Source organism: Tsuneonella litorea (assembly GCF_025154015.1).
In the GTDB taxonomy this organism is placed as follows: domain Bacteria; phylum Pseudomonadota; class Alphaproteobacteria; order Sphingomonadales; family Sphingomonadaceae; genus Tsuneonella; species Tsuneonella litorea.
Genome location: NZ_JAOAMV010000006.1, coordinates 93,558 through 118,491, shown reverse-complemented (window position 1 = coordinate 118,491; position 24,934 = coordinate 93,558). Strand labels below are relative to the sequence as shown.

23 protein-coding genes and 2 tRNA genes are annotated in these 24,934 nt (G+C 68.5%); 12 read left to right on the top strand and 13 right to left on the bottom strand.

Going from position 1 to position 24,934, the window contains the following annotated elements; translation table 11 throughout:
* Nucleotides 1-59: 59 nt before the first annotated feature.
* A complete protein-coding gene (gene soxR / locus N0B51_RS12615; RefSeq protein ID WP_259962886.1) occupies nucleotides 60-497 on the top strand; it encodes a redox-sensitive transcriptional activator SoxR in 438 nt (145 codons plus the stop codon).
* Here soxR and N0B51_RS12610 read toward each other — a convergent pair whose 3' ends face one another.
* Nucleotides 498-1,022, bottom strand: coding sequence for a SixA phosphatase family protein (locus N0B51_RS12610; RefSeq protein WP_259962785.1), 525 nt, complete (start codon nucleotides 1,020-1,022; stop codon nucleotides 498-500). It abuts the gene before it with no gap.
* 10 nt (nucleotides 1,023-1,032) lie between these two features.
* Nucleotides 1,033-3,753, bottom strand: coding sequence for an ATP-dependent DNA helicase (locus tag N0B51_RS12605; protein WP_259962784.1), 2,721 nt, complete (start codon nucleotides 3,751-3,753; stop codon nucleotides 1,033-1,035).
* Nucleotides 3,754-3,967: 214 nt separating this feature from the next.
* Between N0B51_RS12605 and N0B51_RS12600 the strand changes: the two genes are divergently transcribed.
* The 3 genes from N0B51_RS12600 (at nucleotide 3,968) to N0B51_RS12590 (ending at nucleotide 6,692) form a co-directional block, all read left to right on the top strand.
* Nucleotides 3,968-4,423, top strand: a complete 456-nt coding sequence (locus N0B51_RS12600) for a hypothetical protein (protein WP_259962782.1) — start codon at nucleotides 3,968-3,970, stop codon at nucleotides 4,421-4,423.
* 116 nt (nucleotides 4,424-4,539) lie between these two features.
* Nucleotides 4,540-6,147 carry a lysine--tRNA ligase gene (locus N0B51_RS12595; RefSeq protein WP_259962781.1) on the top strand — a complete coding sequence of 536 codons (1,608 nt, stop codon included), beginning with the start codon at nucleotides 4,540-4,542 and terminating at the stop codon, nucleotides 6,145-6,147.
* On the top strand, nucleotides 6,144-6,692 hold the full coding sequence (locus tag N0B51_RS12590) for a DUF1003 domain-containing protein (RefSeq protein WP_259962779.1): 549 nt from the start codon (nucleotides 6,144-6,146) through the stop codon (nucleotides 6,690-6,692). The genes N0B51_RS12595 and N0B51_RS12590 overlap by 4 nt, the downstream gene beginning before the upstream one ends.
* A 7-nt stretch (nucleotides 6,693-6,699) precedes the next feature.
* On the opposite strand, the gene N0B51_RS12585 is transcribed toward N0B51_RS12590, so the two are convergent.
* A complete protein-coding gene (locus tag N0B51_RS12585; protein WP_259962777.1) occupies nucleotides 6,700-7,368 on the bottom strand; it encodes a prolyl hydroxylase family protein in 669 nt (222 codons plus the stop codon).
* 74 nt (nucleotides 7,369-7,442) lie between these two features.
* Between N0B51_RS12585 and N0B51_RS12580 the strand changes: the two genes are divergently transcribed.
* Nucleotides 7,443-8,003, top strand: a complete 561-nt coding sequence (locus tag N0B51_RS12580; protein ID WP_259962776.1) for a cytochrome b — start codon at nucleotides 7,443-7,445, stop codon at nucleotides 8,001-8,003.
* 110 nt (nucleotides 8,004-8,113) lie between these two features.
* Here N0B51_RS12580 and N0B51_RS12575 read toward each other — a convergent pair whose 3' ends face one another.
* Entirely contained in the window at nucleotides 8,114-9,073 is a 960-nt protein-coding gene (locus N0B51_RS12575; RefSeq protein ID WP_259962773.1) for an RcnB family protein, read from the bottom strand.
* Between the two features lie 177 nt (nucleotides 9,074-9,250).
* Between N0B51_RS12575 and N0B51_RS12570 the strand changes: the two genes are divergently transcribed.
* Entirely contained in the window at nucleotides 9,251-10,582 is a 1,332-nt protein-coding gene (locus N0B51_RS12570) for a chloride channel protein (protein ID WP_259962772.1), read from the top strand.
* A gap of 36 nt (nucleotides 10,583-10,618) precedes the next feature.
* On the opposite strand, the gene N0B51_RS12565 is transcribed toward N0B51_RS12570, so the two are convergent.
* Nucleotides 10,619-11,197, bottom strand: coding sequence for an FMN-dependent NADH-azoreductase (locus tag N0B51_RS12565; RefSeq protein WP_259962770.1), 579 nt, complete (start codon nucleotides 11,195-11,197; stop codon nucleotides 10,619-10,621).
* A 133-nt stretch (nucleotides 11,198-11,330) separates the two neighbouring features.
* Here N0B51_RS12565 and N0B51_RS12560 point away from each other — a divergent pair, with 133 nt between their 5' ends.
* Both N0B51_RS12560 and N0B51_RS12555 read left to right on the top strand, forming a co-directional pair.
* Complete coding sequence (locus N0B51_RS12560) at nucleotides 11,331-11,711, top strand: winged helix-turn-helix transcriptional regulator (protein ID WP_259962768.1); 381 nt, start codon at nucleotides 11,331-11,333, stop codon at nucleotides 11,709-11,711.
* Between the two features lie 151 nt (nucleotides 11,712-11,862).
* Nucleotides 11,863-11,994 (top strand): entericidin EcnA/B family protein, encoded by a 132-nt coding sequence (locus N0B51_RS12555; RefSeq protein WP_259962767.1) that lies wholly within the window; start codon nucleotides 11,863-11,865, stop codon nucleotides 11,992-11,994.
* A gap of 139 nt (nucleotides 11,995-12,133) precedes the next feature.
* On the opposite strand, the gene N0B51_RS12550 is transcribed toward N0B51_RS12555, so the two are convergent.
* Both N0B51_RS12550 and ettA read right to left on the bottom strand, forming a co-directional pair.
* Entirely contained in the window at nucleotides 12,134-13,126 is a 993-nt protein-coding gene (locus tag N0B51_RS12550) for an amidohydrolase family protein (protein ID WP_259962765.1), read from the bottom strand.
* A gap of 59 nt (nucleotides 13,127-13,185) precedes the next feature.
* Nucleotides 13,186-14,859 (bottom strand): energy-dependent translational throttle protein EttA, encoded by a 1,674-nt coding sequence (gene ettA, locus N0B51_RS12545; protein WP_259962763.1) that lies wholly within the window; start codon nucleotides 14,857-14,859, stop codon nucleotides 13,186-13,188.
* 138 nt (nucleotides 14,860-14,997) lie between these two features.
* On the opposite strand from ettA, the gene N0B51_RS12540 reads away from it, so the two are divergent.
* From N0B51_RS12540 to N0B51_RS12530, 3 genes are all read left to right on the top strand, one after another.
* Nucleotides 14,998-15,999: a L,D-transpeptidase family protein gene (locus N0B51_RS12540; RefSeq protein WP_259962762.1), complete on the top strand. Its 1,002-nt coding sequence runs from the start codon at nucleotides 14,998-15,000 to the stop codon at nucleotides 15,997-15,999.
* Nucleotides 16,000-16,076: 77 nt separating this feature from the next.
* Complete coding sequence (locus N0B51_RS12535; RefSeq protein ID WP_259962760.1) at nucleotides 16,077-17,465, top strand: M20/M25/M40 family metallo-hydrolase; 1,389 nt, start codon at nucleotides 16,077-16,079, stop codon at nucleotides 17,463-17,465.
* A gap of 73 nt (nucleotides 17,466-17,538) precedes the next feature.
* Entirely contained in the window at nucleotides 17,539-18,705 is a 1,167-nt protein-coding gene (locus tag N0B51_RS12530) for an acyl-CoA dehydrogenase family protein (protein ID WP_259962759.1), read from the top strand.
* Nucleotides 18,706-18,718: 13 nt separating this feature from the next.
* Here the strand turns inward: N0B51_RS12530 and gluP are convergent, their stop codons facing one another.
* The 5 genes from gluP to N0B51_RS12505 all read right to left on the bottom strand — a co-directional run bounded on the left by gluP (nucleotide 18,719) and on the right by N0B51_RS12505 (nucleotide 23,243).
* Nucleotides 18,719-20,017 (bottom strand): glucose/galactose MFS transporter, encoded by a 1,299-nt coding sequence (gene gluP / locus N0B51_RS12525; RefSeq protein ID WP_259962758.1) that lies wholly within the window; start codon nucleotides 20,015-20,017, stop codon nucleotides 18,719-18,721.
* A gap of 197 nt (nucleotides 20,018-20,214) precedes the next feature.
* Nucleotides 20,215-20,291, bottom strand: a tRNA-Pro gene (locus tag N0B51_RS12520).
* Nucleotides 20,292-20,309: 18 nt separating this feature from the next.
* Nucleotides 20,310-20,385, bottom strand: a tRNA-Ile gene (locus tag N0B51_RS12515).
* A 75-nt stretch (nucleotides 20,386-20,460) separates the two neighbouring features.
* The gene (locus N0B51_RS12510) at nucleotides 20,461-21,459 is read right to left on the bottom strand and encodes a polysaccharide deacetylase family protein (protein WP_259962757.1); all 999 of its coding nucleotides are present in this window, start codon (nucleotides 21,457-21,459) and stop codon (nucleotides 20,461-20,463) included.
* A gap of 56 nt (nucleotides 21,460-21,515) precedes the next feature.
* Nucleotides 21,516-23,243 carry a histidine kinase dimerization/phospho-acceptor domain-containing protein gene (locus tag N0B51_RS12505; RefSeq protein WP_259962756.1) on the bottom strand — a complete coding sequence of 576 codons (1,728 nt, stop codon included), beginning with the start codon at nucleotides 23,241-23,243 and terminating at the stop codon, nucleotides 21,516-21,518.
* Between the two features lie 215 nt (nucleotides 23,244-23,458).
* On the opposite strand from N0B51_RS12505, the gene N0B51_RS12500 reads away from it, so the two are divergent.
* A complete protein-coding gene (locus N0B51_RS12500) occupies nucleotides 23,459-23,923 on the top strand; it encodes an Lrp/AsnC family transcriptional regulator (RefSeq protein ID WP_259962754.1) in 465 nt (154 codons plus the stop codon).
* A gap of 24 nt (nucleotides 23,924-23,947) precedes the next feature.
* On the opposite strand, the gene N0B51_RS12495 is transcribed toward N0B51_RS12500, so the two are convergent.
* Nucleotides 23,948-24,850: a HupA family protein gene (locus N0B51_RS12495; RefSeq protein ID WP_259962753.1), complete on the bottom strand. Its 903-nt coding sequence runs from the start codon at nucleotides 24,848-24,850 to the stop codon at nucleotides 23,948-23,950.
* Nucleotides 24,851-24,934: the final 84 nt, after the last annotated feature.

Here is a 24,934-nt window from a genome sequence, read left to right as displayed (position 1 = left end):
TCCGCTTGTCGTTGATGCAACCTCAAGCTAACTTGAGGTCAAGGAGATTCGTGATGGTCCTGCGATCCACCGACCTGCTGTCCATCGGCGAACTCGCGCGGCGCACGGGGCTGAGCGTGTCGGCGATCCGCTATTACGAAGCGCGCGGGCTGGTCGAGCCGATCCGCACCGGGGGCAACCAGCGGCGCTTCCTGCGCGGCGATATCCGCCGGCTGAGCTTCGTGCTGATCGCGCAGAACCTCGGTCTTTCGCTCGCCGAGATCGAGGGCGAGCTCGACCGCCTGCCACAGGGACGCAACCCCACAGCTGCGGACTGGAAGCGCATCAGCGGCCGCGTGCGCAGCGCGATAGACGCCAGGATCGCCACGCTCGAGAAGACCCGCGCGGACCTCGACGGGTGCATCGGCTGCGGCTGCCTGAGCCTGAAGAAATGCCGGCTCTACAACCTGGAAGATCGCTGGGGCGAGGGCGGCGCGGGCCCCAGGGTCCTGCGGTAGCTAGTGCTCGGGGCCGAGTTCGGGGTCGAGATCGCGCGGACGGGCGAAGTGGACGAGCTTCGCGCATGGCTGGCCGAGCTGTGACCAGTCGGAGAGGTCGAGTTCGAGCAGCGCGAACGACGCAGTGGGGAACTTGACCGCCGCCTCGTCGAACAGCGCGTTCTCGTTGGCGGGCGGGATCAGCTTGAGCAGCACGTCCTGCATCCCCGGGTTGTGGCCCGCCATCAGCACCGCGTCGGCATCGCCGCAGCCCTGCAGCACCTCCATCAGTGTCTCGACGTCGGCGAGGTAGATCCGCTGGTCCCACCGCACCTCGGCACCCGGCATCGCCTCGGCGAGGGTGGCCTTGACGCGTTCGGCGGGGCTGGCGACCACGAGGTCGAAATCCACGCCTTGCGCGGCGATGTGTTCGCCGATCAGCCGCGCACCGCGCCGTCCGCGGTCGTTCAGCCCGCGATCGAAATCGCGCTGGCCGATATCGTCCCAGTCGGACTTGGCGTGTCGCAGCAGGCCGAGACGCTTCACTTTTCTTCGATCATCCTTCCTGCGGCGCCGCGGCGTCGGCGCGAACGTCCTCGGCGCCGCATCGCCCCTCGGCGAGCCGTTGTAAAGCCTCCTCGAGAGTCACGCGCCGGACCGGGGTGCCCGCCGGAAAGGCGGTCAACAGCCGGCTGGGAAAGGCGGGCGAGAGCACGACGAAATGCCCGCGGTCGTCCTTGCTGCGGATCAGCCGGCCGAACGCCTGCGCCAGCCGTGCGCGGATGATCCGGTCGTCGTAGGCTGCGCCACCGCCGGCCGCGCGGCGGGCGCGGTGAAGGATCGTCGGGCGCGGCCATGGAACCTGTTCGAGGACCACACAACGCAGGGAGCGTCCGGGCACGTCGACCCCATCGCGCAAGGCGTCAGTGCCGAGCAGGCTCGAGGCCGGATCGTCGCGGAAGATATCCACCAGCGTGCCCGTGTCGATCGGGTCGACGTGCTGCGAATAGAGCGGCAGGCCCGATCGCGCGAGCCGGTCGGCGATCCGCCCGTGGACCGCCCGCAGCCGCCGAATCGCGGTGAACAGCCCCAACACGCCGCCGCCGCTCGCCTCGATGATCCGCCCGTAAGCCCCGGCCAGCGCGGGAATGTCGCCGCGCTGGATGTCGGTGACGATGAGGACCTCGGCGTTGTTAGCGTAGTCGAACGGGCTTTCCGCCTCGCCTAACCGGGGCAGGACCTCGATGTGGTGCGCCCCGCTGCGGGCGACCGCCGCGTCCCAGTCCGGCCCGTCCTTGAGCGTCGCGCTCGTCAGCATGACGCCGTGCGCGGGTTCGAGCACGACGTGCGCGAACGGCTTCATCGGGTCGAGCCAGTGGCGGTGGAGGCCGACGTCGAACTCGCGCGTGTCGCTGCGCTCGACCGCGAGCCAGTCGACGAACTCCGGGTCGCCGGGACCCCCGAGTCGGTCGAGCAACGCCTCCCACGCCGCCAGCAGGTCGCAGCGCCAGCCGAGCGAGTGGCGGGCTCCCTCGATCCGCGCGCGGCCCTGCGCATCGAGCCAGTCGGGCGGATCGGCAAGGATCGCCTCGAGCCGTCCGCCGAGCCGCAGCAGCGGCGAACGGATCGCTGCGAGCGCGCCGGCTGCCTGCGCGGCAAGTTCGACCACCGGTCCGTCGAGGCCCGCCGCCTCGGTCTCGATCCCGTAGCCCGCTTCCTGCCCGCCGCTTTCGTCGCGCGCATAGGTTGTCGCCCGCACCGCGCCGAGCAGCGCCTCGACCGGGCCGTGGGGCACGCCTTCGACCAGCCGCTGGAGCCAGCCGTCGGCGGGCAGCGCCTGTGCCGCCTCAAGCGCTGCCTCGATCGCCTTGCCGCCCGCTTCGTCATAGCTCGCGACGTCGGCCAGCCGCGCGGCGAGCCCGCGCCGCCGCCCACGCGACTGCTTCTCCGGGCCGACGATCCAGCGCCTGAGTTCGATCGCCTCGGCGCCGGTCAGCGCGGCGGCGAAGGTGCTGTCGGCCGCCTCGAACACGTGGTGCCCTTCGTCGAAGACGATGCGCGTCGGGCGCTGGCCGCTGTCGCGCCCGCGCGCTGCGTTGACCATGACCAGCGCGTGGTTCGCTATCACGAGATCGGCCTGCGCGGAGGCACGGGCGGCGTGTTCGATGAAGCACTTCCGGTAATGCGGGCACCCGGCATAGACGCATTCGCCGCGCTGGTCGGTCAGCGCCGCGATCCCGCGCTTCCTGAACAGCGTGCCGAGCCAGCCGGGCAGGTCGCCGCCGATCATGTCGCCGTCCTGCGAAAATGCCGCCCAGCGCGCGACGAGCTGCGCGAGGATCGCTGCTCTCCCGCCGAAGCCGCCCTGCAGCGCGTCCTCCAAGTTGAGGAGGCACAGGTAGTTCTCGCGCCCCTTGCGCACCACGACGGGCCGCGATCCGTCGGCGCGCGCGGCGGGCCAGGCGCGGCCGCTTTCGCCGCGCAGCTGGCGCTGGAGGTTCTTGGTGAAGGTCGACACCCAGACCGTGCCGCCCGACTTCTCCGCCCACAGCGACGCCGGTGCCAGGTAGCCCAGCGTCTTGCCGATGCCGGTGCCCGCCTGCGCCAGCAGCACGTGCGGGACGCCGCGCTTCGACCGAGGGGCGAACACGCTGCCCGCCTCGCGCGCGTAGCGGCGCTGGCCTTCGCGGCGTTCTGACCCTTCGCCGGTAAGCCGGGCAAGCCGGGCCTCGACCTCTTCCTCCTCGATCAGAACGTGCGCGGGCTGCGGGCGCTCGGGCGTTTCCTCCCACTCGGGCAACCGCGCGAACAGCCAGCGTTCGGCGCGCTCGGGCTTGCGGACGTGCGGCACGAGGACCTGCGCCCACGGCCAGCGCAACCGCACCAGCGACTGCAGCGTCGACCAGGCGCCCTCGCGCTCGGGCCAGTCATCCGCCTCGCACGTCGCGATCAACCGGCCGGCGGCGAGCTGGAGAAACGCAGGGACCGCGTCGTCGCCTCTCGGTTCGTCGAGGCCCAGGGCGTGCGCCAGTCCCTTCGGCGTGGGCACCGCAAACCGGGCGGGGTGGACGAAGGCGAACAGTTCGAGCAGGTCGAGCCCCGACAGGTCGGGGTAGCCGAGCCGGGTCGCTACCAGCGGCGCGTTCAGCAGGAGCAGCGGTGTATCCGCGGCGGCGGTCACCGCGTCGCCCTTGCTGCACCCCCGCGTGCCGGCGGCGTCGCGAAGCCAGGTTCCGGCGTGGCTGGCGTGAAGGGCGGGCAAGGCGAGCGGGGTCATCCCGCGCGGCTTAGAACGAAACGGCAACAGCGGGAAAGCATGAAAACCGGTTCCGCTGGACAGCGCGCGGCATAGGAGTAGTCTTTGCACGGGCCGCGAATCGACGGGTCTTGCCGTCGTCGTGGAATTGGCATCTTGCGGGTTGCAAGATACGTCACCGGATCTTGGATCGCTGATCGGACGTCGGGTGGACCCTCATTTGGGGGAAACGTCCATGCGTTCAATTGTCATAACACTCCTTGGCGCGACCGCGCTCATTGCTTCACCGGCCGCCGCGCAGACATTCACGTTCGACGCCATGTCAAACGCGCCGGTCAACGTCGGCACCGTCGGGCCCGATGGCGTGCCGGTCGCCGGTTCCTACTGGACCGGCACCACGCAGACGACGTGGGCGGACGGCAAGAAGACCAGCGAGACCTATACCTGCATCAGCACCACGCAGCCGCCCAACAACGCGATTTTCCACATGCATGCGATCTGCGACGCCGAAAGCGCGGCGGGCAACTACTCCTCGGTCTGGGGATGCAATTTCCAGGACAAGGAGCGCACGATGATCGGCTGTGTCGGCGGATTGTACGGCAAGACCGGGATGTACGCGAAGAAGGGTGGCGGTATCACCTATGCGGGCAAGATGGGAAAGGGCAGCGGCACGGGGCAGTGGCGCAACTGAGCCGTCCGTAATCCGGTAGCGCGACGGGCCGGCCGCTTCGCCCGGTGCATCGCGCTGCCATTTTCCCTGTGCAAGGCGCTTGCCTTCGCACCCCCGGACATTGCAAGGCGCGGTCGATGACTGACATCGACCTCGCCGCCGCCGCCCGCACGTCCAAGGCCTGGCCGTTCGAGGAGGCGCGCAAGCTCCTCAGGCGCTACCCCGACGGCCGCCGGCCGGACGGACGCCCCGTGCTGTTCGAAACCGGCTACGGCCCCAGCGGGCTGCCGCACATCGGCACTTTCCAGGAAGTGCTGCGCACCACCTTCGTGCGCCGCGCGTTCGAGGCGCTCACCGGCGGGGCGCCGACGCGGCTGGTCGCCTTCAGCGACGACATGGACGGCTTGCGCAAGGTGCCCGACAACGTGCCCAATGCGCAGCTTCTGGCCGACAACCTCGGCAAGCCGCTCAGCCGCATCCCCGATCCCTTCGGGGCCGGATACGATAGTTTCGCGGCCCACAACAATGCGATGCTGCGCCGCTTCCTCGACCGGTTCGGTTTCGAGTACGAGTTCGTCTCGTCGAGCGAGATGTACAATTCGGGCGCGTTCGACGACGGACTGCGAGGCGTGTTGCGCAATTACCAGGCGATCCTCGACATCATGCTGCCGACGCTCAGGGCCGAGCGTGCCGCCACCTATTCCCCGGTGCTGCCGGTCAGCCCAACGAGCGGGCGGGTGGTGCAAGTGCCGGTCGAGGTCGTCGATGCCGAGGCGGGCACGATCCGCTTCACCGACGAGGACGGGGCGATTGTCGAGCAATCGGCGCTGGGCGGCATGGCCAAGCTGCAATGGAAGGTCGACTGGGCGATGCGCTGGGTCGAACTGGGCGTCGATTACGAGATGTACGGCAAGGACCTGACCGACAGCGGGGTGCAGTCCGGCAAGATCGCTGCTGTGCTCGGCGGGCGTAAGCCCGAGGGTCTGGTCTACGAGTTGTTCCTCGATGCCAACGGCGAGAAGATTTCCAAGTCCAAGGGTAACGGCCTCACGATCGAGGAATGGCTGACCTATGGCAGCGAAGAGAGCCTGGGCTTCTACATCTTTCCCAATCCCAAGAGCGCCAAGAGCCTGCACGCGGGCGTGATCCCGCGCGCGGTCGATGATTACTGGCAGTTTCGCGCGGCGCTGGCCGACCAGCCGCTCGACAAGCAACTGGGCAATCCGGTCTGGCACCTGCTGGGCGCCACCGATCCCTCGCGCGCTGGCGCGGGCGACAACCTGCCAGTCACCTATGCCCTGCTGCTCAACCTCGTCGGCGTTCTCGGTCCGCACGCGACGCGCGAACAGGTCTGGTCTTACCTCGGCAATTACGTCGACGAAGCCGATCCGGCCGCGCACCCCGCGCTCGACCGGCTGGTCGACACCGCGCTCGCCTACAACCGCGAATTCGTCGCGCCGGGACTCGTGCGTGCGAAGCCCGCCGCGAACGAGGCGGCGGCCTTGCGCGAACTCGACCAACATTTGGCAAAGATGGAACCCGACACGCCGTCGGAAGATTTGCAGACGATGGTGTACGAGATCGGCAAGCGCGAGGAGTTCGGGTTCGCGTCGCTGCGCGACTGGTTCCAGGCGCTCTACCGTACGCTGCTGGGCAGCGACCAGGGACCGCGCATGGGCAGTTTCATCGCGCTCTATGGCATAGCCAACACCCGCAAGCTGATCGCCGAGGCGCTGTCGCGGTGACCCGGCCGGCCGACCCCGAGAAACTGGCCCGGGACCTGCTCGGCCGTGAGCTGCACGAACTCGACGAAGAGGAACAGGACGTCATCCACCGCGTGGCGGCGGGGACGTATATCGGGGTCGATGCCGCCGAGGCGGCACAGCTGTCCGCAACGTTCGGCGACCGTATGGCCGATCGCGTGGCCGCGATTGGCGGCAGCTGGGGGTTCATCTGCGTATTCGTCGCGCTGATGGCTCTCTGGATGGGCCTGAATGTCGCGCAGGCCTGGGGCATCGACTTCGATCCCTATCCGTTCATCCTGCTGAACCTTTCGCTGTCGACCCTTGCCGCGCTCCAGGCCCCGATCATCCTGATGAGCCAGAACCGCCAGGCGAAAAAGGACCGCATCGCCGCGCGGCACGACTACGAGGTCAACCTGCGCGCGCAGCTCGAACTCGTCCGCCTGTCACGCAAGCTCGACCGGATGATGCACATCGCCATAAAGGGCGCCAAGCGGGCGGAGGAAAACCTCGAGGGCGTCGTCGGGGAAGTCCTCGCCGACAAGTAGGCGCGGGTTATTTCCAGCGGCGGGTGCGGTACCACTTGGTGAGGACGTACTTCACGCCTTCCTCGACCGGCGTGCCGGCGTGCAGCGTGTTCTCGTTCGGCGATCCGTCAGGCAAGGCGTTGTTCCACACCAGCAGCACGCCGGGCTTGGGCTCGATCTTGGCGCCGACCTCGACGAAATGCGTTTCCCCGCCCTTGTCGACGGTGTTGAGGAACGCCATCGCCGTCCACGCGCGCTGCCCGCCGCGCTTGCGCTCGCCCTTCCAATAGTCCTGGTCGGTGTAGAACCAGTCATTGTGCGGCTTGAACTGCTGGCCGGGGAAATACCGCTGCGCCTGGATCGCCTCGCCGCAGACGGGGTTGATGCCGAGCAGGTCGTCGATCCGCCGGCTGACCGCCTTGACCAGCGGCTCGTGCGGGTCGAGGTCGCCGGAATACGACGTGCGAAAACCCGTCGAATAGTCCTGGTCGTACAGGGAACTTGGCCGGGCGACGACGTCGGTCATGAGGATCAGCCGCTGGCACTCCGACGGGCTGAGGAAATCGCCGACGGCGAAGATCTCCGCCTTGTCGGTGGGCACCTGGTAGACCCGCGGGTCGCTTTGCAGGCGCTTGCGCACGGCTTCGCCCACGCGGCGCAGCGCATCCTTGTCGGGAATCATCTCGGTGGTCGCCATGGCGCCGGTCCTAGCAAGCGGCTTGCGGCGCGCAAACCCGTGGCTACAAGCGCACCCCTGACAGGTGCGGGAGGATGACGATGAATGGACAGCCGGGCGTGCGGTATTCGGGGGTGGCGATGCTCCTTCACTGGGCGATCGCGATCGCGGTCATCGTGAACTGGCGGCTGGCCGAAGCGGCGCACGAGGGCCCCCGCGAAGCCGGCGCCAGCCTGATGGCGACGCACAAGGCGCTGGGCATGACCATCCTTGCGCTCACGCTGCTGCGCCTCGCCTGGCGGCTGGTCCACAAGACCCCGCCGCTCTCGGCGCGTCTGAAGGGCTGGGAGCGGATGCTTGCGCGCGTCACCCACGTGACCTTCTACGTGCTTTTGATCGCGCTGCCGCTGGGCGGGTGGATCGCCAGTTCGCTCAACGGGCGGCCAGTCGACTTCTTCGGTCTGTTCGCCATACCTGTGCTGCCGACCGGGCTGGACAAGGACCTCGGCAAGACGATCTTCGAGGCGCACCACACCGGCGGATCGATCATGATCTACCTGATCGCGCTGCACGTGATCGGCGCGCTGAAGCACACGTTCTGGGACAAGGACGGCAACTTGTGGCGGATGCTCCCGTTCGGGACGCCAAGGGCCTGACAGCGGGCAAAAAGAACCCCCGCCGGCGGTGACCGGCGGGGGTTCAGTTCTCCAGTTCGATCGTCCGGACCGGGCCACTCAATCCCGGTGGGCGACCGGAACCGGAAAGCTCACCAGAAGAAGTCGTAGATCACGTCGACGACCTCGCCGCTGTAGATGTCGACCAGCAGCGCGTCGTCGTAGTAACGGACCCAGCGATAGGGGCCGTAGGCCGGCGGCAGGCGATACTGCCACGGATCGTTGATCCAGTAGCGGCTGCCGAAGAACAGGCTGTCGAGATAGACCCCGATGCTCAGCCGGCTGTAGCGATAGTTGCGGTACGGCGCGTAGTAGGCGCCGAGACGATAGACGTTGCGGTGCGCGCTGCGATAGCCGTACCAGTTGTAGCGGTTGTCGCGGCGCCAGTCGTGGCTCCACCGGCGATGATCGCGGTCGTACCGGCGACCGTCGCGCTGCCCGTCCCAGCGGCGCCCGTCACGATAGTGGCTGGTGCGATCGCCGTCACGGTAGCCGCTGCGATAGCCGTCCCGATCGTGCCGGTCGTCGGACGCGCGGCCGTCGCGATACCCGTCGCGGTAGGTGCGATTGCGCGTGCCGTCGGCATAAGTAGGATTGCGATCACGGCCCCGGCTCCAGTCGCCGCCGCTGCGGCTCCAGTCGCGCGAATCCCGGCGGCTCGTGGCCTGTGCCTCAGCCCGGCGCTGCGCGTCGGCCTGAGCCTGGGCCTGCCGAGCCTGGGCCTGCTGCGCCTGGGCGGCACGGGCCTGGCCCCAGCTGTTGTTTTCGCGTCGGTTCCAGTCGCGTCCGCTGCGCTCCTGGGCGCGTTCGGCGCGTTGGGGTGCCGACCAGGTCCGTTCGGCGCGCGGCTGCTGGCTTTCCTGTACGGCCTGCCGGCGTTCGGCGCGGCGGCTTTGCCACTGCTGGCGCACTTCGTCCGGGTTCGCGCGCTCGGCGCGGCCGGGCCTGTCGGGGCGCTCGTCGGCAGCGGCGGGCGCGGCGAAAGCACCGAGCGAGACGGCGGCGACCAGCGCCGATGCCCCGCAGGTGCGCAGGAAGGTCTTCACGTTCATTGGGCGTCCTTTCGTCCAAGAACCGCCCCACCACCTGCGGTTACCTGTTAACGATTCGCAAGCTAGTTCATCCAGGCTGTCCGAAATCTGAACCGCGACGCGCAGCCGCGACCGGCCGCACATCGCGGCCGGCGGGGTGGACGGGACCCGGCGCGGGCCATATGCGCTTGGTCCAAGATGCGCTTTCCCGTCAGCTGGACCCATGTGCGCCGATCGCTGCCCGACGCGCTCGTCACGGCGGCTGACTGGCAGCGCCGTGCGGCGACGCTGGTGGGCGCGGTGCTGATCGGCCTTGCCGCCCTCGGCTTCGCGTGGGCGGGCGACCGCGCCCAGCACCTTTTCCTCGCCATGCAGGCGGCGCGGCCGTGGACCCACTTGGTCGTGACCCCCGCGATGTTCGTGGCCATCGCCGCGCTTACGCTACGGTTCGCGCCGGAAATCCGCGGTTCGGGCATTCCCCAGGTCATCGCCGCAGCGCGGCATCCGGACGATGCGGGGAGTGGCGTGCTCGTCTCGTTGAAAGCGGCGTTCGCCAAGGTCGGCCTGACGATCGCCGCGCTCTTCGGCGGTGCGGCGGTTGGGCGCGAAGGACCGACTGTCCAGCTTGCTGCGGCACTGATGGTCCAGGTTCACAATTGGCTGCGGGTACCGCTGAGCGCGGGGGTGCTGATAGCCGGCGGCGCCGCTGGCGTGGCGGCAGCGTTCAACACCCCGCTCGCGGGGATCGCCTTCGCGATTGAGGAGCTCGCGGTCGCTTACGAGCAGCGCGTGGCGGTGCTGGTGATGGGCGCGGTCATGATCGCCGGCCTCACGGCGCAGGGGATTGCTGGTCAGTACGTCTATTTCGGAGAGCTGAGCAGCGCGGTCCGCATTCCCACCGTGCTGGTCGCCGCGCCGCTCGCCGGGATCGTCGGGGGCGTGCTGGGCGGGCTGTTTTCGCGCGCGCTCATCGCGCTGCGCGGGCCCGGGGGGAGATGGTCCGCGCTGCTTGCCAAGCGCCCGGTACTGACCGCGCTCGGCTGCGGAGTGGCGGTGGGGGCGATCGGCTGGGCGACCGGCGGCGCGACCGCGGGCACCGGCTACGGTCCCACCGAAACGCTGCTCGGCGGTGGCGGCGGCGCCTATTGGTTCGGTCCGGCCAAGTTCGCCAGCGCGCTTGCCACCAGCGTCAGCGGGATTCCGGGCGGCATCTTCGCGCCATCGCTGGCGGTCGGGGCGGGATTCGGCGACCTGCTGACACCGCTGTTCGCGCCGGACGAGGCCGGGCTGATCGTGCTGATGGGCATGGCTGGATACTTTACCGGTGTCGTCCGGGCGCCGCTGACGGCGGTCATCATCCTGTCCGAAGCCACCGGCACCAGCCATGCCATCCTGCCGCTGTTCGCCACCGCGCTGATCGGCGACTGGGTCGGGGCGATGGTCTGCCGCGACCGGCTTTACCACCGGCTCGCGCAGGGGTTCGCGCCGCCCCCGCCGCCGGTCGCGTTCCCGCGTACCGCGGGATCATAGGCGGCCGGCAGGAGGGGGCGTGCCGGATCGGGCGGGTTACCCGACCGGGCAGGCCGCGCCGATCCGCCGGACCGCCGCGTGGGCGGCCGCCAGCGCCTCGGCGCGCGCCTCGTCGCCGAGCGCGAGGCCTTCGGCGATCACGAACTGCGGCTCGGTGATCCCGATGAACGCGAGCGCATCGCAGAGATAGCGTTCGGCGTGCTCGATGCTGCGCTGGGGGGTGCCTTCGCCATAGAGGCCGCCGCGGGCGAGCGCGACGATCACCGTCTTGTCCCCGGCAAGGCCCTGCGGACCGCTTTCGGTATAGCGAAAGGTCTCGCCCGCGATCAGCACCCGGTCGATCCACGCCTTGAGCTGGGTGGGGATCGTGAAATTGTACATCGGCGCCCCGATCACCACGATGTCGGCGGCCTTGAACTCGGCCAGCGCCTCGGTCGAAGCCGCGCTGCCGAAGCCGGGCAGGGTCAGGTGGTCGAGCGGCTGCGCGACGAGGTCGCGGTAGGCAACCGTCGCCGTCGGATCGGCGTCGGTCAGCTCGCGCACGATCGCCGCGGACAGTGCGCGGCTGGCCGAGTTGTCGCCGGTGATGCTCGAATCGAGATGAAGGATGTTCATGCAGTCTGGCTCCGTGAAGGTGGTCACAAATATTGACCAGAACCAGATAAGTGACCACATAGGTCCCGCAAGAACGCAAATTTTCGTGACCAGGTCAGCGCCGTGTGACCGGGGCCGATGGACGAGAGAGAGCATGACCGCGAACCCGCACCCCCACGCCGATCCCGATTGCCGCGCGGTGAGCGAACTGCTCGGCCGCGTGGGCGACAAGTGGACGGTCCTGATCGTCAAGGCGCTGGTCGAGAAGGCCCGTCGTTTCAACGAACTGAAGCGCGAAGTTGGCGGAATCTCCCAACAGATGCTGACCCGCACCCTGCGAACGCTGGAGCGGGACGGAATGGTGGCGCGAACCGTGCACCCGACAGTGCCCCCAGCGGTCGAATACGCGCTGACCGATCTGGGGCGCTCGCTGGCGGTGCCGGTCCTGGCGCTGGCCGACTGGACCTTCGCGCATCTGCCGCAGATCCATGCCCACCGCGCGGCCTATGACGCGGCCGAATCGCAGGCGGCCTGAAGGGCAAACGGCTGGCCCGATTGGGTAAACCGGCAAGGCCGAACGCGGTCTGCCCTCAGAAAGCCGGGAACCGGACGGCCGCTTGAGGTGTCCTCTCCCTGCAGGCCCGCGAACATGGTGTTTGAAGAGGCCGAACAAGGGAATCTGGAAGATGAAAAAGGCACTCATTGCACTGGCGCTCTCGAGCGGACTGATCCTCTCGGCGTGCAACACCGTCCGCGGTGCCGCCAACGACGTTGAATCGGTCGGTGACTGCGTCGACGGCAAGCCCGGCAACTGCTGATCGCTTGCCGGACCGCGTATTCGGTCCGGATGGCCAGCCAACGCGGCGGGTGGAAGGCAGCGGCCTTCCACCCGCCGTTTGCGTGTCAGCGGGTGACGCCGCACGGGAGAAGCGAACGAAGTCGCGAAGGGACCAAGGGTCAGTCCGGCAGGTTCAGTCTGTCAGCGCCGAAAAACCGCACGGCGTTGTTGTAGAAGATGTCGTCCTTCTGCTCGCGCGTAAGCACCGTGCTGTTTTCTATCGCCGAGACAGCGGCGTCGATCGCTTGCGGCCAGTACATCTGGTCGGTGCCGAACATGATCCGCTTGCCCATGCCCCAGTCGAGCAGCCATTTCAGTCGCCGGTCGACGATTTCCTGCGACATCATCCACGGCAGCGGACTGATGTCGACGTAGATTTTGGTGAACTGCTGCATGATGGCGAACATTTCCGCATCCCAGGGAAATCCCGAATGCATCGCCCAGATCTTCAGGTCCGGGTGGCGAATGAGCACTTTTTCGAGTGGAATCGGGTTGCCCGCCTCGATCCGAAACTCGGGTGCGACCGTTCGGGCCATTTCCGGCGGACCGAGCCCGGTGTGGACAGCAACCGGAATGCCCTTTTTCTCTGCCATGGCGAGGTAGGGTTCGAACCGTTCCTCGTCGAGCGTGGCGCCGCGATACTGGAGCCCCACCTCGCCGAGCAGGAAATACGTGCCGTCGTCGAACAAGGCGGCGAGCCTTTCGGGTGCGACACCGTGCGCCATCGGCCTCTCCGTCACGCCGGTGAGGATTCGCGGACCCGGTTTTCCGGCCCATTGCCGCGCCACGATCAGGTCATCGCTGCCGTCACTCGCCGAGACGATCCCCAGGACAATGTGGTTCCGCTCCATCGCCGCCAGGGTCGCCTGGCGATGGGCCGCGCCATTTGCCGGGGTCGGCGCGTCGCGAGTAGCGGCATCGATCCCGTAGTAGGGTCCCGCTTCGTTCACGGCATCGGCTTCGTAGCCGTGCAGGTGCACGTCGATAACGCGGGCAGGCAGCGCGCGCCCGGCGTCCCCGGCGTTGCCGCCCGCGTGCGCAGGGATCGCCCATGCCGCGACCCACGCCGCGATGACGACCCCCAAGGCAGACACTGCAGATGCCATGCGCATGGCCACCCTCCGTCCAGAACCCGGCGGAAGGTTACGAAATACGGTGCGCCGGGATCAAGTCACCTGGTCAGCTTCTTGTACGCCAGCCGCGTCGGCCGGTCGGCGGCATCGCCGAGGCGGCGGCGCTTGTCTTCCTCGTAGGCCTCGAAGTTGCCCTCGAACCACTCGACATGGCTGTCGCCCTCGAAGGCGAGGATGTGGTTCGCCAGCCGGTCGAGGAAGAAGCGGTCGTGGCTGATGACCACCGCGCAGCCGGCGAAGTTCTCGATCGCGTCTTCCAGCGCGGCGAGCGTCTCGACGTCGAGGTCGTTGGTCGGCTCGTCGAGCAGCAGCACGTTGCCGCCTTCCTTGAGCATCTTGGCCATGTGCACGCGGTTGCGTTCGCCGCCGGACAGCTTGCCGACGTTCTTCTGCTGGTCCGGCCCCTTGAAGTTGAACGCGCCGACATAGGCCCGCGTGCTCATGTCCTGCCCGTTGACCTTCATGTAATCGAGCCCGTCGGAGATCTCTTCCCAGACGTTGTTCTTGGGGTTCAGGTGATCGCGGCTCTGGTCGACGTAGCCGAGGTGGACGGTCTGGCCGATCTCGATCGTGCCGCTGTCGGGCTGTTCCTTGCCGGTGATGATCTTGAACAGCGTCGACTTGCCCGCGCCGTTGGGTCCGATGACGCCAACGATGCCGCCCGGGGGCAGGGTGAACGACAGGTCCTCGAACAGCAGCTTGTCGCCGTAGGCCTTGGAGATGTTCTTGGCCTCGATCACCTTGCCGCCGAGCCGCTCCGGCACCTGGATGACGATCTGCGCCTTGCCGACCTGGCGGCTGTCCTGGCTGTTCTGCAGTTCCTCGAACTTGCGGATGCGCGCCTTCGACTTGGTCTGGCGCGCGGCCGGCGTCTGCCGGATCCACTCGAGCTCGCGCTGGAGGGCCTTTTGCTTGCCCGATTCCTCGCGGCTTTCCTGCTCGAGCCGCTTGGCCTTCTTTTCGAGGTAGGTCGAGTAGTTGCCTTCGTACGGGTAATAGCGCCCGCGATCGAGCTCGAGGATCCAGCCGACCACGTTGTCGAGGAAATAGCGGTCGTGAGTGATCATCAGCACCGCGCCGGCGTATTCCTTGAGGTGGTTCTCGAGCCACTGGACGCTCTCGGCGTCGAGGTGGTTGGTCGGTTCGTCGAGCAGCAGGATCGACGGCTTCTGGATGAGCAGGCGGGTCAGCGCGACGCGGCGCTTCTCGCCGCCCGACAGGTCCTTGACCGACCAGTCGCCCGGCGGGCAGCGCAGGGCCTCCATCGCGACCTCGAGCTGGTTGTCGAGCGTCCAGCCGTCGACTGCGTCGATCTTGTCCTGCAGTTCGGCCATCTCCGCGCCCAGCGCGTCGAAGTCCGCGCCGTCCTCGGCCATTTCCATGCCGATCGCGTTGAACCGCTCGACCATGTCGGCGATGTGGCGCGCGCCGTCCTTGACGTTCTCGAGCACGGTCTTGCTCTCATCGAGCTCGGGCTCCTGTTCGAGGTAGCCTACGGTGATGTTCTCGCCCGCCCAGGCCTCGCCGGTGAAGTCCTTGTCGATACCTGCCATGATCTTGATCAGGGTGGACTTGCCCGCGCCGTTGGGGCCGACGATGCCGATCTTCGCGCCCTGGTAGAACTGCAGGTTGATGTTGCTGAGCACCGGCTTCTGCGCGCCGGGGAAAGTCTTCGTCATGTCCTTCATGACGTATGCGTACTGGGCGGCCATCGGGGGTCCTTCGGGTAATTCGGTCGGTGTCTGGAGTTGGCGGCCAGATAGGCGCTCGCCGCGGTCCGGGCAAGCGGCGGCTCCAGCACGGCGGAACATTGCGCCGCATTCGTCCGTAGGTCGGGTATGATCAGGAAAATGTTGGCATCGCTGGGCGCTGTGGCGCTCGCAACTTTCCCCGCGCCGGGGCTGGCGCTGGACGAGCAGGGCCAGGATGGACCGTCCGGGGCCGACGGCCACGCGACCGCCCACGGCCTCGAGATATCCCTGCCCGACGGCGTGACGATGGAAATGCTCGGCCAGCGCAGCCTCGAGACGGTGGCGCTGCAGGTCATGCTCGACCGCAGCCGTCATTCGCCCGGAGTGATCGACGGGTACATGGGCGGCAACACGCGCCGCGCCATACGCTACTATCGCCAGGCGAACGGGCTGCCTTCGGGCGACCGGGTCGACAAGCCGCTGCTGCGCTCGCTGGTCGAAACCCAGAGCGGCGACATTTTCAGGCAGTACGCGATAACCGAGGAGGACCTCGCCCGGTCGTTCGACGACAATCCGCAGGGGTTCGAGGAAATGGCGAAGCGGGACCGCATCGGATACGAAACCCCGCTCGAGATGTTCGCCGAACGTTTCCACATGGACCGCGACTTCCTGGCAGCGCTGAACCCTGAAGCCGACTTCACCCAGGCCGGGACCAGGATCGTCATCGTGTCGCACGGGGACGAAACGCTGTCCGCCGACCTCGACAGGATCGAGGTGCGCAAGGCGGACAACACGGTGGCGCTGTTCGACGGCGAGGGCGCGCTCGTGGCAAGCTATCCCTCGACCATCGGCAGTGACGAGTTTCCCAGTCCCAGCGGCGACATGGAAGTGAGGGCGGTCGCACCCGAGGCGACCTATTACTTTTCGCCCGAAGGCCGCGAATGGGGCCCGGACAAGCGGCTCAAGATCCCCCCCGGGCCGAACAACCCGGTCGGCGGCATCTGGGTCGACTTGACCAAGGAAGGGTACGGTATCCACGGATCGCCCGACCCGCAGATGGTCGGCAAGCGCACCAGCCACGGCTGCGTACGGTTGACCAACTGGGACGCGCACGAGGTGGCCGGTGCCGTCGAGAAAGGGGTGCGCGTGGTCTTCCGCTAAGGTCCGGCTGCGCGATCCCGCGGGGGGAGGACGGATGCCGGCTTGGCTTAGCCGATGCGCGCGGCTAACGGGCGCGGATGAGGTCGCTTCCCCGGGCGCTTGGCGCCGCATCGCTTCTTGCCGTTTCCGTTCCGCTGGCTGCCGCCGATTCCTCGCCGGAGGCGCGGATCGTCGCGGCTGCCGACGCGGCGCGCGCGGACGACGCGCTGGCGTGGGATTTCGTCGAGGGAATCACCACCGAGGTCGGGCCGCGCCAGGCGGGCACCGAGGCCGAGGCGCGCGGGCGCGCCTGGGCGGTCAAATGGCTGAAGGCCCACGGCTTTGCCAGGGTCGCCGTCGAGCCCTACCTCATGTCGACCTGGGTCCGGGGGGATGAGCGCGCCGAGATCGTCACGCCCTTTGCCCAGCCGATGCGGATCACCGCGCTCGGCAACTCCGCCTCGACCGGTGACGCCGGCCTGACTGGCGAGGTCGTCCGGTTCGAGAGTTATGCCGCACTCGAAGCCGCGCCCGCGGGCAGCCTTGCCGGGAAGATCGCCTTCATCGATCACGCCATGCAGCGCACGCAGGACGGATCGCACTACGGCGTGTTCGGCAACGTGCGCCGCGCAGGTCCCAGTCTTGCCGCGAGCAAGGGCGCTGCCGCGGTCGTCATCCGCTCGATCGGGACCGAAAGCCATCGCACCCCGCACACCGGGGGAACCAGCTTCGCAACCGGTATTGCGCCGATCCCCGCCGGTGCGCTGAGCAATCCCGACGCCGACAACCTCGATCGGATGTTCGAACGTGCCGGTGGCGCGCCGATCGTAATGAAGCTGGTGCTGACCCCGCGCGACCTGGGCCAAACGACGAGCGGCAACGTGGTCGCCGAGGTGACAGGGCGTGACCCGGCCCTTCCGCCGCTCCTGCTCGCGTGCCACCTCGACAGCTGGGACCTCGGCACCGGCGCGATCGACGACGGTGCGGGCTGCGGGATCATCGCCGCCGCGGCCAGCCGCGTTGCCAAGGCGGGCCAGCCCCTCCGCACGATCCGCGTGCTCTTTGCCGGGGCCGAGGAAACCGGCCTGTGGGGCAGCAAGGCCTACGCCGCCGCGCACAAGGGCGAGGCGATATACGCAGGCCTCGAAAGCGACTTCGGCGCCGACCGCGTCTGGCGGATCGACAGCAACTTCTCCAAGACCGACCCGGCGCTTTACCGCGAGCTGGCGCTGGCGGTCGCCCGCTTCGGCGTCGCGCCGTCGAACGATGTCGCGACCGGCGGTGCCGACCTCAACCTTGCCCGCGAATCGAACGCCGCGATCATCGACCTGCAGCAGGACGGCACGCGGTATTTCGACCTGCACCACACGCCCGACGACACGCTCGACAAGATCGACCCCGCCGCGCTGCGGCAGAACGTGGCGGTGTGGACGCAGGTGGTCGGCATCCTCGCGAACCGGGCGGAGCCGATCGCCCGGGGCGAGTGAGGCGCCCGGCCGGCAGGGGCTTACGGTCGCGCGCGTAATCGGCGATAGCGGGCCGAAACGAGGCGAACCTGGCATGACGATCCCCGCGGCGCGAAACGACCATCCCGAAATCCGCGACGCCGTGCGCGCGCTCGTGCGCGAGTTCGGTGACGCCTATTTCCGCGAGGCGGACGAGGCCCGCGCCTACCCGGAGGAATTCGTCGCCGCGCTGACCGCGGCCGGCTGGATGGCGGCGCTGATCCCGGAGGAATACGGCGGCGCCGGGCTGGGGCTGACCGAGGCCTCGATCATCATGGAGGAGATCAACCGGGCCGGCGGCAACTCGGGCGCCTGCCACGGGCAGATGTACAACATGAACACGCTGCTGCGGCACGGCAGCGAGGACCAGAAGCGCCGCTTCCTGCCCGCGATCGCCAGTGGCGCGCTGCGGCTGCAGTCGATGGCGGTGACCGAGCCGACCACCGGCACCAACACGACCGAGCTCAAGACCCGCGCGGTGCGCAAGGGCGACCGCTACGTCGTCGACGGGCAAAAGGTCTGGATCAGCCGCATCCAGCATTCCGACCTGATGATCCTGCTCGCCCGCACGACCCCGCTGGCCGAGGTGAAGAAGAAGGCCGACGGGCTGTCGATCTTCCTCGTCGATCTCGCAAAAGCGATCGGCCACGGGATGGAAATCCGCCCGATCCGCAACATGGTCAACCACGAGACGAACGAAGTGTTCTTCGACGGGCTCGAATTGCCCGCCGACAGCCTCATCGGCGAGGAGGGCAAGGGCTTTCGCTACATTCTCGACGGGCTCAACGCCGAACGCGCGCTGATCGCGGCCGAATGCATCGGCGACGGCTACTGGTTCGTCGAGAAGGCGGCGAAGTACGGCAGCGAGCGCGTCGTGTTCGACCGGCCGATCGGGAAGAACCAGGGAATCCAGTTTCCCATCGCCCAAGCCTACATGGAAGTGCGCGCCGCCGACCTCATGCGCTACGAGGCGTGCCGCCTGTTCGATGCCCACCAGCCGTGCGGGGCGGAGGCGAACATGGCCAAGCACCTCGCCGCGGAAAGTTCATGGAAGGCCGCCAACGCCTGCATGCAGACCTTCGGCGGCTTCGGCTTCGCGGCCGAATACGACGTCGAGCGCAAGTTCCGCGAAACGCGGCTCTACCAGGTCGCGCCGATCAGCTCGAACCTGATCCTCAGCTATGTCGGCGAGCACGTGCTGGGGATGCCGCGCTCGTTCTGAAACCGCCTGGCCCTTAGTGCCCGATCGACGGCGCGGCCTCCATGTCGCTCCGCAGCACCGCGCGCCCCGCGGCCAGCGCGATGAGCGCCAGCAGCAGGTAGCACACGCCGGGCACGATGAAGGCAGTGGCGTAGCTCGTCGCGTCGGCCACCGCGCCGGTCAGCACCGGCAGCAGCGCGCCGCCGATGATCGCGGTGCACAGGAAGCCCGAGGTCGCCTCGGTCGAGGCTGTCGACCGCTCGAGCGTGAGGGTGAAGATGACCGGGAACATGATCGAGTTGAACAGCCCGATCGAGAGCGCCGCGTAGCCTCCCGCCGCGCCGCCCACGACGAGCACGAACAGGCACAGCAGGGTATTGAGCGCGGCGAACGCCGCCAGCAGCCGCGCCGCGGGGACGCGGGTCAGAATGGCGGACCCGGCGAACCTGCCGATCATCGCGCCGAGCCAGTAGAGGCTGACGTAATAGCCGGCCCGCTGCAGCGGGATGCCCCAGCTCTGGTCCGAATGAAGGTAGAGCGCCATCTGCGTCCCGATCGAGACTTCTGCCCCGACGTAGAGAAAGATCGCCAGTCCGCCCAGCAGAGCCCAGCGCGAACCAGCGACTTCGGACAGCGTGGCAGAAAAACCGTGCGGCTCCGCGGTATGCGGGGCAGCGCGGGTGATGCGATGGCGCGACAGCCAGATGAACGCCGCAAGCAGGGCCAGCATGCCGGCGATGAGCAGGAAGCTGACGTCGATCGAGGCGAGCGCGGCGGCGCGGTCCTCGGCAGCGATCTGCGTTCCGGGAGCCACCTCGACCCGCTCGAGCAGCAATTTTGCGCCGAGCAGCGGGCCGAGTACGGTCCCGAGCGAGTTGAACGCCTGGCTGAAGGTCAGCCGGAAATGGCTGCGCTCGGGCCTGCCGAGCGCGGCGGCGAGCGGGTTGGCGGCCACCTGCAGGATCGTGATGCCGCTTGCCAGTACGAACAGGCCAAGCAGCACGCCTTCGTAGGTGGCAAGATTGCTCGCGCCCAGGATGATCAGGCACGCGCCGATCATCAGGCCGATGGCGAGCACGATCGAGGGCACCGCCCGCAGCCGCGAAACGAGGATCGCCGCAGGGATGGAAACGACGCCGTAGGCAATGAAGAAGGCGAACGCGGTCAGCTGCGCCTCGAGGTTAGAGAGCGAGAAGATGCCCTTCACCGCGGCGACCAGCGGGTCGATCATCGATGTGATGAAGCCCCACGCGAAGAACAGCGTGGTGACGCTGGCGAACGCGCCGACAGTCGATGGCGGAGCGCCGGATTCCGCAGGTGCCTGAGATGCCATTGTCGTCACTCTCCCCGATCCGCCGGAACTGTCGCCCGGCTATGCATTGTTTTCAAACCGATGCCAGCAGCCGGCAAGGATGTCACTCGCGGATTCGCGTGCATACGATTTCGCGGCGGGGACGAGACAGGGGACTACAACCGGCATCAACGGGGTCACGCCACGCGCGCGCTGCTGCGCGACCAGGGTGAAGCGATTGGTCGGGGAGACAGGATTCGAACCTGCGACATCCTGCTCCCAAAGCAGGCGCGCTACCGGGCTGCGCTACTCCCCGACCTGATCGGCCGGCCGGTGGTGGGCCCGGCAGGATTCGAACCCGCGACCTAGCCGTTATGAGCGGCCAGCTCTAACCGCTGAGCTACAGGCCCCTTTTTCCGAAACCCCATGTGGGTCCCGGCCGGTGCGGCGCTCGGTAGACTTGGCCACGCGCGCTGGCAAGCGGATCAGCGCCTTACGCTGTCGATGATCTCGGCCACGGTGGTCGGAGCCACGCCCCGCATCTCGAGATAGGCATAGATCCGGTCGAACCAGTCGTAGAGCCGTTCGAGGTCCGCCTCGCTGCGCACGTAGGGCGTATGCCCGGTCGCGAGCGAGGGGCTGTGGAAGCTCAGCACGAGAAGCGGCAGGCCGTCGTCGAGCGCGATGTCGATCCCGCGCAGTGCTTCCTCGGCGGTCACGCCTTCGGGCGTCAGGGCGATCCGTTCGAGCAGGCCCAGCCGGGACAGCACCCCCGCGGCGCGAGGGGCCCGCGCCAGCAGCGGCTGCAGCGCGCGGCCCTGCTTGCGGAGCATCCCGAAATGCACGGTGGTGAGCGGGAGTTCGAGCAGGTTTCGTTCCGCGTCGACCCAGTACGGCGCGAGCGGGTGGCGGCTGTAGTCGGGGCCGTGGCCTGCGCTGTAGTCGTAGTTTGCGCGCACCGAGCTGTCGATCGGAACCCCGGCCTCGCGAAGCAAGGTCGCGGTCTGCGGGCCCAAGCCGTAGCGCCCCGCGCGATAGATCAGCGGGTCGGTACCGAACGCATCGGCGATCGCGTCGCGCAGGCGGAGGAACTTCTCGCGCTCGAGCGCCGGGGGCAGGTTGCCGGCGAAGCTGTTGCGGAGGCTGACGTCCTCCTCGAACGGCGGGTTGACCCACGGGTGGAGCTGGATGCCGACCTCGGCGCGGCCTCCGCGCAGCGCGCTGCCGATGACTTCGACCGCGCGCGCGTCTGTCGCGATGGGCCAGTCGACGAGGTAGACCGGGACGACGCCCAGGTCCTCGCAGAAGGCCTGGAAGCGGGGGATCGCCTCTACGTGAGAAAGGCCGTGCGCGTCGCGGGTGAACGGACCGCTCCAGTCGAACTCCTCCTCGGTATCGACTGTCAGCAGTACGCGCTGGCCGAACTCCGGTCCGAATTGCGCGGCGCGGCCCTGCGGCGGCGGTTCGGTGATCGGCCGGTCCATCGTGCCCCCTGGTCCCGGCGACCCGATCCGGGCGGCTCGCCGATGCGCCCCGACGCCTACCCGTGGGCGGCGTCGGCCTCGACCGGGCTAGGGTCGCGCCTGGCCTCGGTCAAGCGGGGGAGGGTGACGACCAGTAGGTCGCCGTCGCGAACCAGCGTCCCGCCGGTGGCGGCAACTTCGGCGCGGGCGAGGCGGAGCGCGAAGCCGGCGCCGAACATTCCCGCGCTCACCGCGCCGCCGCCGGCGCGCCCATCGGCTGCGAAGAGGTCATCGGCCTGCGCGAGCGAGGCCGGAACGGTGGCCGCGAGGCGCACCGAGTCGTCCTCGGGCGCGAGGTCGAGCGACAGGACTTCGCCGGGGCCCGCGGCACCGGTCAGCGTCGCCAGCAGCCTCCAGCCGAGCGCCTCGGCGTCGTGCGCGTCGAGCGGTACGCGCAGCGGGCCGGGCGCGGTCGCCACGTCGAACCGCGCGCCGCGGGGGCTGAGCACGTCGTCGAGCTGCCGGGCGAGGGCGGTCACGATCTGCGCCCAATCGGCCTGGCCGGGTTCGAGCTGCAGTGCGCCGCTCTCGAGCTTGGCCAGCCGGTCAAGCTCGTCGAACCCGGCAAGGATTCGCGCCGCGTCGCCGGCAATCGCGGCGGCGAGCGCGCGGTATTCGTGCGGCGTGGGCCCGAACAGCTGTTGCTGGATGACCTCGGCGAAGCCCTGGATGGCGTTGACCGGCGTTTTCAGCTCGTGGAGCAGCTGACGCATCCGGTCGGCCGCCGGATCGCGCGCCGGTGCGGCGGCCTCGGGCGGCGCGGGGCGGCGGAACCGGCCGGCGTAGCCGAGGAACCGGCCGCCCGGATCGCTGAACCGCGGCGCCGCGTCGACGACCCAATCGCCCGAGACGGCCGGCGCACCCTGCCAGGGGACCGGCGCGGCGACGATCGGCTGGTGGCGGCCGGACCGACTGCTGGCGGCGGCCAGCAGCGCGCCGACCACCATCGGCGCGACGGGTGCGTCGGCCCAGTCGATCCGGCCTTCCGCGTCGGTCGTAAAGGCAAAGCCCGCGAGCGGCCGGGGCGCTGCATCCCTGCGCTCGCCAAGCGGGAGGCGGGGATCGTCGTGCTCGGGCGAAGGATGCGCGGCGCGGTGCCTGCGAAATGCCTCGATCCGCTTGACCAGCGCGCCGATCTCGCTGTCGTCGGCGGCGACCGCGGGGGCATCGCCGGGCGCCGGGGCGGGTTGCGCAGTGGCCGCGTCGTCGGCGACGTCGTTGGCCGGAATACGGCCGAAGGGCGCTGCGGGTTCGGCTTCGACCACGAGGTCGAGCGGTTCGTGCGCGGCGTCCCCCATGTGCTGGGGACGCGGCAGGCCGCGATCGCGCACGCCGAGTCGTTCGAGCAGTTCCTGCGTCGGGACCGGGAGGTCGCGGCGCAGCCGCAGGAAGCCCCGCGCGCGGATCGGCAGGCGGGGGATCAGCGCGTCCCAATCGTCGACGCCGAGGTGGGCAACGCCGAGCGCGGCTGCGGCCACCTCGGGCTCGTCCTCGGCCAGGTGGAGCGCCAGCTCGGGATTGCGGAACCGCAACCCCGGTTCGCGAATCATCTGCGCGCGCTCGACCGCGGGGAGCGATTCCCCGAGCGCGGCCAGCCTCAGCCAGGCCGCTGCAAGCAGGCTCTCGTCGCGGCCGTGCCGCCGGCTGCCGAGCAGGTCGAGCAGCTGGCGGAACTGCGTACGCGCCGCGCGCTCGCCCGCCGCGCGGTGGCGCAGGACCGTGGCAAGGCGATCGTCGAAATGCATGCTGCTCCTGATATGGCACCGCCGACCGCTACCGGAAGGCGCGCCGTCCACTTGTCGACTACCACGCAGCGGTGCGCGCCGCACGGGTGACGGCCCGCGCGTTGCAAAGCGGGACAATTGCTGGCAGAAACAATAAAATTATCCGGCAGCGCGACTCAGCGCTGCCTTCGTTGCCCGGAAAACAGGGTCCGGGCGGGCATATCAGGGGCGCCCTAATGGCCAATCTCGACGATATCGACCGGAAATTGCTCGCGGAACTGCAGGCCGAGGGACGGGTGACCAACGTCGAGCTCGCCAGCCGCGTGGGCCTGACCGCGCCGCCGTGCCTGCGCCGGGTCCGCAGCCTCGAGGAAGAGGGCGTGATCCGCGGATACCACGCCGAACTCGATCCCTCCAAGCTCGGCTTCGCGATCACGGTCTTCGCCATGGTGAGCCTCAAGAGCCAGGCCGAGAGCGCCCTGCGCGAGTTCGAGGAGCACATGAAGTCGCTGCCCGAGGTGCGCGAGTGCCACATGCTCAACGGCGAGATCGACTTCATCCTCAAGATCGTCAGCCAGGACCTCCAGAGCTTCCAGGAATTCCTGACCAGCAAGCTGACCCCTGCGCCCAACGTCGACAGCGTGAAGACCTCGCTGACGATCCGTACCGCCAAGCACGAGCCCGGCGTTCCGCTGGACTAGCCGCGATGCCCCTTCGCGGCCCGGCTAGTCGAGACGCCATGCTCCGAACACCTCGTAAGTGGTGGTGCTGTCGTACGGATCGCCCACCGGACCTTTCCAGGCGAGGCCGAGGGTTTCCGCTCCGGGGCCGAAAAACCACCCCTTCAGCGTCCCCTCGCCAGGGGTCCCTGCGAGCGTGTAGGTTGCCGAGAACGATGTCCTGTCGGGCGACCAGACCAGGTTCGACAGCGTGGCGGGCGTGGGGGGATACGGTCCCCAGGCGTCCTGATAACTGATGGCGAGATTGCCCGCGAGAGTGCCGGATGCGAAATCCGCCGTGAATTCGGCCGTCCCGGTCCCTTGGCTCTGGAAGCGATAGGTGCGGGTGCCGGCGGTTGGCATGGCCGCTGCACCGGTCAGTCGGCCAAGGATCAGGGCGCCCGAGAATTCTCTGGCGGGCGTGGAAGTGCCCGATGCCGGATAATGATAGAACACGCTTTCGGCGCGCGCGAGCAGCGGCTCGGTGGCGACCCATGAAACGGCGACTGGAATGACGGTCCCGTCCGCCTGTTCGAGCGAGAACACGCTGGCGTTGCCGTTTCTGCCGAAGAAGTAGCGCAGTCGCCCCGCGCCGACTCTGGCGATCGCGACGTTGTAGTACGATTGCCCGTCCCACGCGAAGGTGAAGTCTGCCGGCGCGATCTCGGAAATCGTCCCGGCCTTGTGGTCCTTCGACCAGCCGACCGCGTCGTAGCTGACCGGCCCGTTCGCGTTGGCGGGCGCCGGCGGATAGGTGTTCGACGGCGCGTTCGAGGTGGTTCCCGAACCACCCGTCTGCCCGCTCGAAACGGCGGCGCCTTGCGTCGGACCGCCGGAGCCCTCGCCGCAACCGCCAGTCAAGGTCATCACCAGGGCTGCCGCTGCAGCGCGCCGGAATTGCGTGTTCATGCACCCCTCCTCATCCAAGGTGGGGGCAGGTTCTGCCGCAGCGCGCCATCAGTCCATGATGGAGCGCCGATGAATTACCGATGG